Source organism: Kineococcus gurbantunggutensis (assembly GCF_050871925.1).
In the GTDB taxonomy this organism is placed as follows: Bacteria; Actinomycetota; Actinomycetes; order Actinomycetales; family Kineococcaceae; genus Kineococcus.
Genome location: NZ_JBJLSG010000161.1, coordinates 1 through 11,108, shown reverse-complemented (window position 1 = coordinate 11,108; position 11,108 = coordinate 1). Strand labels below are relative to the sequence as shown.

The window sequence follows — 11,108 nt, the reverse complement described above, 5'->3', positions numbered from 1 at the left end:
GGGGCTGCCGATGAACGTCGTGCTCTGCGGCCCCAAGCGCATCTTCTCGCTGTTCCTGGCTCGGATGCTGTTGGGTCTGGGAGGCGTCACGGGCGCCGGCCGCGGGCCCCGCCGCCGGCGCCGGCGCCCGGTCAAGCTGCACGCCGCTCCCACGCTTCGCGTGGGAGGTGCCTCCCGGGGCTACGGCAACCGGCGGTGCCGCGCCTACCTGCGCCGGCGGGGCACCTCCTCGCGCACCGCCCGCATCGGTGTGGACTCCAGCCAACGGCTGGGCCGGTACCGCTGGGGGCTCGAGCGCACGATCAGCTGGCTGCTCAGCGACAAGCGCCCGGCGCTGTGCTACGACACCAGCAGCACCACGATCACCGCGGTGGCCCGGCTGGCGGTCACGCTGATCTGTGCCCGACGACTACCCACTACGAACCAGTGCAACGGCTTGTTACTCACGACGGACCGCCGTGGGGGCGGGAGAGGCAAGGGGGAGCCAGTGCAGGCGGCTGCTGAGGTCGGCCGGTGCGGCGGCGAAGGCGTGTTCGACGTCGGCGCGTCCTTCGTGGAAGTGTCCCCATCCTTCGTAGTGGACGGGCACGATCGTCCGTGGCCGCATCAGGGTGCACAGTTCGACCGCCTCCTGTGCGGTCATGCTGTAGTGCGTGCGTCCGGTGGTGGGGAACTGCACCCGTCCCAGGTGCAGCAGCACGGTGTCGACGCACAAGCGTGCCGGTACTTCCCGCACGCCGTGGTAGAGGACGGTGTCTCCGGTCATCCACAGCACGCCGTGCTCTTGACCGGGCCAGGACAGCGCGAAGCCGATCACCGCTCCGGCGATGGGCCGGCTGAAGCGCGGTCCGTGCCGGCAGGGGGTGGCGGTGATGGTGAGGTCTTGGCGCCCCGGGGTGGTCAAGGTGGTCTCCTGCCAGGGCAGCAGACCACGGCAACGGCCCTGCAGCTGACGGGCAGCGGGCAGGGTGGTGATGACCGCGCCGGCGAGGTCCAGCAGCTGTCGACCGGTGTCGTCGAGGTTGTCGGCGTGGTGGTGGTGGCTGAGCAGCACCAGGTCGATGGGCCCGATGTCCTCGGCGGGGATCGAGGGTCCGGTAATTTTGGGGGAGCCGGTGCCCCAGCCGAAGGAGTAGCGCCGTCCCGGGGCATCGAAGGTGGGGTCGGTCAGGATGCGCCAGCCGGCGGCTTCCAGCAGCACGGTGGGCCCACCGATGTGAGTGATCCGGACGTCCTTCACGGCGATCTCCTTCTGCCGCGCGGTGCACGCGGTGCCGGGCTCGACGAGCCGGCGGCGGTGAGCAGCGCGAGGTTGAGCGGTGCGGCGGTGTGCAGAGCGGTGGTGAGCGGCGCTGGTGCTACCGGGTGTTGAGGAGTGCTGGGTGCTGCCGGCGCCCCCCCGGGCGGTGAGGGGCACCGGCAGCGGTGTCCTGCCCTGTGCTGTCCTGCCCCGTGCTGTGGTGCGCTGTGCTGCGTTGTGATCAACTGTGCTGCGCTGTTCCGTCCTCAGGTGTGGTCGACGGTGCTCTCAGCCTTTCAGGAAGCGCAGCAGGTCATCACCGAGCTGCTGCTTGTGGGTGTCGGTGATGCCGTGCGGGGCGCCCTCGTAGACGATCAGCTCGGCTCCCTCGACCAGGGCGGCGGAGGCCTTCCCGCCGACGGGGAAGGGCACGACCTGGTCGTCGTCGCCGTGGATGACCAGGGTGGGCACGTCGAAGGCGGCCAGGTCGTCGCGGAAGTCGGTCTCGGAGAAGGCCTTGATGCTGTCGTAGGCGTTCTTGTGCCCGGCCTGCAGCCCTTGGCGCCAGAAGGCGTCCTGGACGCCCTGGGAGACGCTGACCCCGGGGCGGTTGGCGCCGAAGAAGGGGCCGGCGGCCAGGTCCTTGTACAGCTGGGAGCGGTCGGCCAGCGAGTCGGCGCGCAAGCCGTCGAAGACCTCGATGGGCACACCGCCCGGGTTGTCCTCGCGCTGCACCATCAGCGGCGGCACGGCGGAGACCAGGACGGCCTGGGCGATGCGGGAGGTGCCGTGCCGGCCGATGTAGCGGCTGATCTCCCCGCCGCCGGTGGAGAAGCCCACCAGGGTGACGTCGCGCAGGTCCAGGGCCTCCAGGACCGCCGCGAGGTCGTCGGCGTAGTGGTCCATGTCGTTGCCGTCCCAGACCTGGCTGGAGCGCCCGTGCCCGCGCCGGTCGTGGGCGAGGGCGCGGTAGCCGGCGTCGGCCAGCTGGTACTGCTGCGCCTCCCAACTGTCGCTGTTCAGCGGCCAGCCGTGGGCCAGGACCACGGGGCGACCCTGGCCCCAGTCCTTGACGAAGATGTCGTTGCCCTCGGAGGTCCTCACGAAGCCCATCAGGGCCTCCTTCCGGTGCTCGCGCCCGCGGGCGGGAGGGAAGTGACGTGGTTGCTCGTGCGGTTGCTCGTGCGGTTGGTCGTGCGGCTGGTGCCGTGGGCGGTGCCGGGGAAGCGCAGCGCCCACTGCAGGGCGTCGTCGGCCACCGCCTGCCAGCCGTCGACGAGGGCGGACAGGTGCGGTCGGCCGGGGAACTCGTGGATGTCGGTGACGGCGCCGGTCTTCTTCTGAGCTCTGTAGACGGCGCGGCTGACGGAGGCGGGCACGGTGTGGTCGGCGCCGTTGGCGTGGATCAGCAGCGGCGGCCGGTCGCGGTTGGCCAGGTCGACGGCGTTGGCGGGTCGGCGGTTGAGGGCGGCGGTGGCGGCCTGCCACAGGGGCAGTCCCGGCGTGGGCGCCCAGTGCTGCTCCCACAGCTCGTCGGACTCGGCGCGGCTGAGGGTGTTGGCGAAGGCGTAGTGCCACTGGCTCCTGCTCAGCGCCACGGTGCGGTGGCGGTTGGCGGGGCTGCGCAGCACCGCCCAGGCGCTGCGCAGGGTGCTCAGCGGCAACCGGTTGACGCCCTTGATGGAGGCCGGGGAGATGGCCACCCCCGCCGAGCCGAGGCCGCGGTCCAGCAGCAGCTGCACGATCAGCCCGCCGAAGGAGTGCCCGATGAGGATCGGCTGCTGCGCCAGCGCGGCGATGGTGCGGGCGTAGGCGTCGACGATCTGCGTCAGGCCCACGTCGTCGGCGCGGTCGGGGCCGCGGCTGCGCTCGCGCAGCTGCCTCAGCGGCACGTCCATGCCGGGCCACTCCGGGGCCAGGGTGGTGTGCCCCTCCGCCTCGAAGCGGGTGCGCCAGGCGGCCCAGGAGGCGGAGCTGAGCCACAGGCCGTGGACGAAGACGATGGTGCGGCCCTCGGCTGCGGGGCCGGGTGCGGGGTCGGGTGCGGGGTCGGTGGGCACGGTGCTCACCGGCCGGCCGCGTCGCGGATGACGGCGGTGACCTCGTCGGGGTGGCTCATCATCACCACGTGCGAGCTGCGCACCTTGGTGGTCCTGGCCCCCATGCGCTCGGCCATCGCGAACTGCGCCGGTACCGGGATGAGGCCGTCACGGGTGGCCACGACGTAGAAGGAGGGGATGTCCTTCCACGCCGGGGTCCCGGAGGGCTCGATGAGCGAGGAGAGCACGCCGGGGCGCTGGGTGGCGGCCAGGACGGCGGCCTGCTCCTCGGGCAGGTCGCCGGCGAAGATGCGCCGGAACTGCGCGGGGTCCACGTAGGCGTCGGCGTCCTGCTTCCCGCTGCCGGGGAAGGGGCGCAGGACCAGGTTGTCCACGACGTCGCTGTGCCCACCGCCCAGGCCGTTGGCCGCGCCGACGGACTCGCCCTCGTCCAGGCCGTAGGCCGCGGCGTACACCAGGGCGGTGACGTCCGGGTTGCCGGTGGCGGCGTTGGTGATGACGGCGCCGCCGTAGGAGTGCCCGACCAGCACGACCGGTCCGGGGACGGTGGACAGGAAGGTGCGCAGGTACTCGGCGTCCGAGGCCAGGCCGCGCAGCGGGTTGGCCGGGGCGATGGCGGTGTACCCGCGGCGGTGCAGGCGCTCGATGACCGCCCCCCACCCGGAGGCGTCGGCGAAGGCGCCGTGGACCAGGACGATCGTGGGTCTGGCGTGGGGCTCGCCGCGCCCGGCACCTGCGGCCGGTGCTGCTGCGGGTGCCGCGGCGGCGCTGGTGCCGGCGCCGAAGGCGGCCAGCGGGGCGGCCAGGGCGGCGGCCAGCAAGGGGCGGCGCGCGTGGCGGACCTCGGGACGGGGCGTGGCAGAGGTTTCGGGGCGCGGTTCGGTGTGCGGTTCGGGTTTCACGACGCTCGAGCTCCTCGATGAGGGGGTGGACCGGCGCGGTCGCTGGGTCGGGTGCACCGCTTCTCGCGGTGCGGGTGCAGGCGCGGGTGCGGGTGCGGGTGCGGGTGCAGGACCCTGTGGCACCTGGCTGTGGTGGTGGATCAGGGAGACCGGCCCGCTCACCGGGTGGGCGGGCCGGCCCTCGGTGGTGACGCGGTCAGCTTCCCGCTGGTTGTACTGCTGCTGGTATGCGCCACTCGACTGAGCTTGCGACTGCAGTTCGACCGTCGATGACTGAGCCGCGCCGGCCCACCGGCACCTGTACCGCTGAGTCGTCGGGCCGGCCAGGGCTGGACCCTGGCGTTCAGCGGTGGCGCTGCGAACTGGTCGGGGACTGGCGTTTGGCTTCGGGCACGGGCTGATGAGCCAGACAGCAGGGTGGGCAGCGGGGTGGGCAGCGGGGTGGGCAGCGGGGTGGGCAGCGGGGTGGGCAGCGGGGCGGGCAGCGTGGGACAAGCCGTGGCGCCGCACGCAGTGGCCACTGAGCACCCGGGGAGGACTTCGGCGTCGACGAGGCCGTGAGGAGGGGTTGTGCGGCAGGGGTGCCCACCCCGTGTCGGTTCAACGCGCGGTGGCGCCGCGGCCGGAAGGGTTGCCCGGCTGAGGTTCAGGGGCGGTGGGGATCCTCGTGCTGCAGCTGGTCCAGGGCCGCTCGTAGGTGAGCACGCCCGTTGATGCCGAGCTTGGAGTAGGTGCGGTACAGGTGTGAGCCGACGGTGCGGTGGGACAGGAACAGCCGCTGGCCGATCTCGCGGTTGCTCAGGCCGTCGGCGGCCAGCAGGGCGACCTGCAGTTCTTGGGACGTCAGGCGCTCCCGGCCGGGGGTCGCAGGGTTGAGGCTGTCCTCGCCGCTGGCCCGCAACTCCTCGCGGGCCAGGCGCGCCCACCCGGCTCCCAAGGCGTCAAGAGCGTCGCGTGCTTCCCGTAGTGGACCGCGGCACTCCAGGATGCGCCGGCGCCGGCGCAGCCACGTGCCGTAGGCCAGGTGCAGCCGGGCGCGGTGCACCGGCCACGCGGTCAGGTCCAGGCTGAAGGCCTCCTCGAAGGCGGCTTCGCGTTCAGCCTCTGGGCACAGGACGGCCCGGGCGTAGGCCACCGAGGCGACCAGCGCCGGGGAGGGCAGCTTGCGGCTGCGCGCGTCGTAGCGCACCAGGATGCTGCGGGCCGTCTCGACGCGCCGGCTGCGGACGGCGGCGTCGGCCAGGTCCGGCAGCGCCCAGCCCGACATGTCGGGGTGGAAGGTCGCCGACGTGGGGTCGAAGCAGCCCAGCAGCAGCTCGAAGGCCTCCTCGTGCCGGCCTTCGAAGGCCGCGGCCAGGCCCCGGGCGTGCTGGGCGGCCTCGGCGACGAAGTGGACCCCGGCGGCGTGGGGGTCGGCCAGCACTTGCTCGGCGTGGGCGGTGGCGGCCACGGAGTCACCGCGCATGGCCTCGTGCAGGGCCTGGGTGGCCCGGGCGGCCAGCGCCCAGAACGCGTCGGCCGACTCCCCGGCCAGGCTGAACGCCTCCTCAGCGTCGGCGCGCAGGGTCGGCCAGCCACCCAACCACAACCGGATGAAGCTGACCGAGGACAGCGTGCGGGCCAGCAGCGCCGCCCGGCCCTGTACGCGGTAGCCGGCCGCGGCGGTGCCCATGTAGGAGGAGGCGGTGACGAAGTCGCCCAGCACTAGGGCGGCCCTGCCCAGGAACCGCATCCCGTCGACGTCGGAGCGGTCCGGCAGCAGGTGGGCCAGGCGCTGCAGCACGGTGGCTCCCAGCGTCTCCGACTGAGCGTAGGCCTCGATCGCCAGGGTGCGTGGATCGTCGGCCCCGAGGTTCATGCGGCGGAAGGCGGCTACCACCTGACCGCCGCTGTCCTCGGGTACCGCACCCCACCAGCAGCGGGAGGCGGCCCGCCAGCACACCGCCACGGCCAGGTCGTGCTGGCCGGCGTCCACGAGCAGGCAGGCCAGCTGCACCAGCGTGTCCACCCGGCCGGGATCGCGCAGGTCGCCCGGCTCGATGATGTCCTGGACCAGCGTCAGCCGCGCCTGCCCGGCCAGGTCGGCGCTGTGCCAGTCGGCTCGCGCCACCAGCGCCGCCGCCCGGGTGCGGTCGTTGAGCTGCGAGGCGATCTCGGCTGCCCGCAGCAGCAAGGCGGTGCGACGGGGGGCGTCGGTGCTCAGCACCGCCGCCCGCTCCAGAGCGCTGACGCTGGCCCCCAGGGCCCCGCGCTGGCCGGCTCGGTCGGCTGCCGCCTCCAGTTCGGCGCACACGGTCGCATCCGGGCCCAGGGTGGCCGCCGCGCGGTGCCACACGCGCCGGTCCGGGTCGTCGATCAGCAGGTCGGCCACCGCCGAGTGCACCCGGACCCGCTCGACCATGCTCATGGACGAGTACACCGCCCAGCGCACCAGCGGGTGACGGAAGCGGATCCGGTGCCCCTCGGTCAGCAACAGCCCGGCGTCGACGGCCTCGGCCAGTGCCGAGGTGACCTGGGCGCTGCTCCCGTTCCCAGCACTGCCCCCAGCACCGCCGCCAGCACCGCCTCCAGCACTGTGCCCGGTGCCGTCCGAGACCACGTGACCGCTGCCGGCTGGTGCTGCAGCAGGTGTTGGACCTGTGGTGCTCGGCGCCCTCACCGGGCCGTCCCGGTGAGCGAGCGGGTCCTCGGCGGCCCGGCGGGCCACGGCGACGACCGAGGCCAGCGGCAACTTCAAGTCGGCGGCCAAGACCACCAGCAGTGACCTGGTGGCTGCAGGTAGCAGGGCCAAGCGGTCGGTGAAGGCGTTGGTGAGGCGTTCGTTCAAGGTCAGCGTCTCCACGAGCACCTCACCCGTGGCGTCCAGGCAGCCCGGCAGTTCCACCAGCCCCAGGGGGTTGCCCTCGGCTGCGGCCAGCACCTGGTCACGCTCATCGGCTCGCAAGGTCGGGGCGACCTGGAACAGCAGCTGCCGCGACGCCTGCTCGTCGAGGCCGCGCAGGAGCAACTGCGGCAGTTCGGCGGTGTTCAAGACGCCCTGGTGCTGAGCGCGAACCGCCGCCAGCACCACGATCGGCTGATCGCGCAGGCGCCGGCAGACGAAGCCGATGACTTCCAGGGTCTCCGGGTCCAGCCAGTGCGCGTCCTCGACGAGCAGCAGCACAGGGCTGGAGGCCGCTCGCTCTTCCAGCAGTTCCAGCACCGCCAGGCCGAGGGTGAACACGTCGGTGGCCGCGTCGTCCTCTCCGAAGGCCGAGCGCACTGCCCGCTGCAGCCGCGCGGTGAGGTTCTGCACCTGGTCCAGCACGGGCAGCACCAGCTGGTGCAGCCCGGCGAACGGCAGCGCCGTCTCCGCTTCGGTGCCGACCATGGTCAGCACGTCGAAGCCGTGCTGAACAGCGTGCTGGTGCGCGGCGCGCAGGAGGCAGGACTTGCCGATCCCGGCCTCTCCGCGAACGACCAAGGCGCCTCCCTGCCCCCTGCTGGCGCCGTGCAGCAGCTCCCGCAGCAGTTCCAGCTCGCGGTCACGACCGTGCAGCTGCCCCACGTCGTCTCGCCACACACCGATGGGAGCCCTCGATGCTCCCGGCGGCTCGGGGGTGCGCAACGCTCCTGGTGCCGATCCTCCCGTCTCCACAGCGGGAGGATAGGGGTCCCACAGTGCACCAGGGGGGCTGACAGTGCTGCGAACGGGTCTGTGAGTGCACCAACGCCGCACGAGCGCCCCTGCGGACGGTGAGGTGGCGGCTCTGGTGCCGGGGTCGGCTTCCACCTACCGTGGGGTGACGGCGAGGTTGGCCACGCACGTGAGCATCGGGACTTCGAGCAGGAAGGTCCTGATGGGTCGGTCGGCTGGTTGTGGAGGCATGCGTCATGGCGGTCCTGCTGGACACCAGCTCGCTGCCGGCTCCTGAGCGGGCCGAAGCGGTGCGTTCCGCCCTCGAAGGGGCCGTCTCGCGCGCACGGGTGTGGGCGCCACCGGATGCGTCCTCGCGGATCGAACGCTGGGACCTGGAGGCCGGAGCCCACGTGATCCACCACGTCTCCCGAGGGCACCGCCTGACCCGCACACGGCAACACTTGGCCTCGGACACGACCGAGCGGATCTCGGTGGGGGTGGCCACCCGCGGGTCAATGCTGTTGCGGCACCGGGACCTGGTGCGCGCTGATGAGGTGGGGGAGCTGCAACTGATCGATCTGACCTCCCCCTACGACCTGCTCGTCGACGGGGAGTCCTCGGTCCACGCCGTCACCATCGACTACTGCCTGCTGGGCCTGTCCGTGGACGCCGTGCGCAAGGCCGTCCCACTGATTCCCAAGAGCCCGTTGTACTCCCTGGTGCGTCGTCACCTCCTGGAACTGCCCGGCGCCGTCGACTCCCTGCCCGCCGGCCCGGCGTTGGGGATGCTGGGGACCTCCACCACTGAACTGGTGCGGGCACTGATCGCCTCCGTCGGTGACGCCGACGACGCTACCGGCGCCGAGGTGCTGCACCAGTCGCTGTTCGTCCGCCTGACCGCCTTCATCCAGCAGCACCAGCGAGAGGCGGACCTGAGCGCTGGACGGCTGGCCAAGGAGTTCGGCGTGTCCACGCGCAGCGTGTACACCGCCTTCGCACGCAACGACGAGTCACTGGCCGAGTGGGTCATGCGGGGCAGGCTCGAAGGGTGCCGTCGAGACCTGGCCTCCCTGGCCCACGACCGGGGAGCGGTCAACCGCGTATCCGCCTCCTGGGGGTTCAAGGACGCTCGTCACTTCGCGCGCCGCTTCCGGGCTCAGTACGGGTTGTCCCCGCGGGAGTGGCAGAGCCTGTGCGCCACCTCGATCGAGAGCACACCGACTCCCGCATCGTCGCCGCGGGTGAGCACGTCCTGAGCCGTTCACGCCCGGTGGCGCTGCTTCGGCTCGAGCACTGCTGACGGGCGAGCACCGACCACTGCGCCCGGCCACCAGCCCCTGCTCTCCTCTGCCTGTTGCGATGCCTCATCTGGTGCACCGGAGCCGCCGCACCGGGACCATCACACCGCGCATCGTGGCCACCCCACCGCACCCAGCTCGCCCTCACCGTCTCAGCGGTGGTGCGTCCACGGCGCAGTGGTGCTGCTGCGCGGACGTGGACCCGGAGGCGGACCTGGACGTGGACAGCGCGCCGGCGACCTCCTGCGTGGTCTCGGCCCGCCCGATGGTGTGCTGGTGGCCGACGTGAGCGTCCTGCCCGCCGCGGCTGCGTGATCGCTTCCGCGGTCTGGACGCGCCGGTGCGCAGCCAGAGGTGCGCAGCCAGAGGTGCGCAGCCAGAGGTGCGCAGCCAGAGGTGCGCAGCCAGGTTCGCCACGTGGACCTGGGGGTGCGTCCCTCCGCCCCGGTCGGGCTGGCGCGGAAGCGACGAGTCGGGGGAGGGAAGCTGCACTCACGCACGGCCGTGACTGCGAGGCGGCCGTGATTGCGAGCACGTGCACCGCGGCGGCAGGCCGGACCGGCTGAGGCACCGTCCCGGTGCCGTTCCGCCTCAGGTCGGTGGGGACGCCGGCTCGTCGTCGACGAAGCGCACCGCACTGGCGGCGATCTCGTGCAGGCCGGGCAGGTCCAACGTGGTGAAGGTCGGTGCCAGCGCCGGCCCCCAGGAGACCTCCAAGCCCAGCTTGCCGTCGGTGGGCATCCCGAAGATGCGCGCCGCGCACGAGATGTGCACCACGCGACCGTCGCCGTGAGCGTCGCTGCGCTCGCCCAGGACCAAGCGTTGAGGCACGAAGTCCACGGTGGCGTGCACCAGGGGGTCGTTGGGCGATCCCGGCCAGTGCTGCCACAGCTCGGCTTGCACGGCGGCCTCGGCCTCGCTGCGCGCGGGCAGGACCTGGGGGATGAACGCGGCGTCGGCGCGGGCCACCAGCCAGGCGGTGAGGCGGTCGGGGTGGGCGAACAGGCAGCGCAGCCCGATGGCGATGCCGGGCACCTTGGCCAGCAGCACCGACCCGTGCGCGATGGCGCCCAGGCTGGACCAGGTGTCCTCGGAGTCCTCGATCCGCCACGGCTTCCACGGCCGTCGCCACGGCTCCCAGGACTGCGGGAGGCGCGGGGAGCGCGGGGGCTCGCTGCTCACTCCAGCCTCACCACCGTCTCGGCCAGCTGGTCCAGGTTCTGCAGCTGCAGCACGGTGGTGGTCATCGGAGCACCCAGCTCGGGCCAGCCGGCCTGAAGGGGCAGGCGCGCATCTTCGGGCAGGGTCGGCCACCACACGTCCAGGTCCTGGATGTAGGCCGGGGTGCCCGGGCCGTCGCCGGAGGCGCCGCGGGCGGTGTGGGCCCTGCTGTTGGAGTGGTGCTCCAGGCGCAGCCAGGGCTGCCCGTCCGGGGTGGTCCCGGCCGCCGAGGCGGGCACGCTCAGGCGCACCTCGCTGCGCGGCAGCAGGGGGCGGTACCGGCGGCCGCTGCGGCTGCCGGGGTGGCTGTCGGACTCGTAGGCGTCGCGGGCGGCCTGGCCGATGGCCTTGACCTCGATGGAGAGCAGCAGCCCGTCGGAGTGGGCGAAGGCGCAGCGCAGGCCGATGCCGATGCCCGGTCCGGCGCTGAGCACGCACGGGCCGTGGACGAGGGCTCCCAGTTGCCGGTCGAAGGAGGAGGAGATGGCGCTGCTCACCCGCTCAGCGTGCCGCACACCGCAGCACCTGGTCACTAGCGGTGCGCAGGTGATCGCCGTGCTCGGCGGGTACGCGCAGGTCGACAGGTGGGCGTGCCTGCCGCCCGGATGGGTCGTCCTGGAAGTGACGGCGGTCTCAACCGACCAGCGCGCCCACCGCGCGAGGTGTCCGAGCTGCCGGGAACGACTCGTGCCGCTGGTGCTGGGGCGCTGCTAGCTTGCTCGCACAGGTAGGTCCGCGACCGGGGCGTTCGTGCTCCGGATCCCTTCC

8 protein-coding genes and 1 pseudogene are annotated in these 11,108 nt (G+C 72.7%); 2 read left to right on the top strand and 7 right to left on the bottom strand.

Annotation, left to right across the window (positions count from 1 at the left end; translation table 11 throughout):
• A pseudogene (locus ACRYR7_RS21265) lies at nucleotides 1–418 on the top strand (IS5/IS1182 family transposase); the annotation flags it as partial.
• Between the two features lie 21 nt (nucleotides 419–439).
• On the opposite strand, the gene ACRYR7_RS21260 reads toward ACRYR7_RS21265, so the two are convergent.
• The 5 genes from ACRYR7_RS21260 to ACRYR7_RS21240 all read right to left on the bottom strand — a co-directional run bounded on the left by ACRYR7_RS21260 (nucleotide 440) and on the right by ACRYR7_RS21240 (nucleotide 7,749).
• Nucleotides 440–1,240, bottom strand: a complete 801-nt coding sequence (locus tag ACRYR7_RS21260) for an MBL fold metallo-hydrolase (RefSeq protein ID WP_432574108.1) — start codon at nucleotides 1,238–1,240, stop codon at nucleotides 440–442.
• 288 nt (nucleotides 1,241–1,528) lie between these two features.
• Entirely contained in the window at nucleotides 1,529–2,353 is an 825-nt protein-coding gene (locus ACRYR7_RS21255; RefSeq protein ID WP_432574107.1) for an alpha/beta fold hydrolase, read from the bottom strand.
• The gene (locus ACRYR7_RS21250) at nucleotides 2,353–3,300 is read right to left on the bottom strand and encodes an alpha/beta hydrolase (protein ID WP_432574106.1); all 948 of its coding nucleotides are present in this window, start codon (nucleotides 3,298–3,300) and stop codon (nucleotides 2,353–2,355) included. The genes ACRYR7_RS21255 and ACRYR7_RS21250 overlap by 1 nt, the downstream gene beginning before the upstream one ends.
• 5 nt (nucleotides 3,301–3,305) lie before the next feature.
• Nucleotides 3,306–4,202, bottom strand: coding sequence for an alpha/beta fold hydrolase (locus ACRYR7_RS21245; protein ID WP_432574105.1), 897 nt, complete (start codon nucleotides 4,200–4,202; stop codon nucleotides 3,306–3,308).
• A gap of 646 nt (nucleotides 4,203–4,848) precedes the next feature.
• Nucleotides 4,849–7,749 (bottom strand): AAA family ATPase, encoded by a 2,901-nt coding sequence (locus tag ACRYR7_RS21240; protein WP_432574104.1) that lies wholly within the window; start codon nucleotides 7,747–7,749, stop codon nucleotides 4,849–4,851.
• Between the two features lie 326 nt (nucleotides 7,750–8,075).
• Between ACRYR7_RS21240 and ACRYR7_RS21235 the strand changes: the two genes are divergently transcribed.
• On the top strand, nucleotides 8,076–9,077 hold the full coding sequence (locus ACRYR7_RS21235) for a helix-turn-helix domain-containing protein (protein WP_432574103.1): 1,002 nt from the start codon (nucleotides 8,076–8,078) through the stop codon (nucleotides 9,075–9,077).
• Nucleotides 9,078–9,710: 633 nt separating this feature from the next.
• On the opposite strand, the gene ACRYR7_RS21230 is transcribed toward ACRYR7_RS21235, so the two are convergent.
• Nucleotides 9,711–10,301 carry a hypothetical protein gene (locus tag ACRYR7_RS21230; RefSeq protein ID WP_432574102.1) on the bottom strand — a complete coding sequence of 197 codons (591 nt, stop codon included), beginning with the start codon at nucleotides 10,299–10,301 and terminating at the stop codon, nucleotides 9,711–9,713.
• The gene (locus ACRYR7_RS21225) at nucleotides 10,298–10,837 is read right to left on the bottom strand and encodes a hypothetical protein (protein ID WP_432574101.1); all 540 of its coding nucleotides are present in this window, start codon (nucleotides 10,835–10,837) and stop codon (nucleotides 10,298–10,300) included. The genes ACRYR7_RS21230 and ACRYR7_RS21225 overlap by 4 nt, the downstream gene beginning before the upstream one ends.
• Between the last annotated feature and the right edge of the window lie 271 nt (nucleotides 10,838–11,108).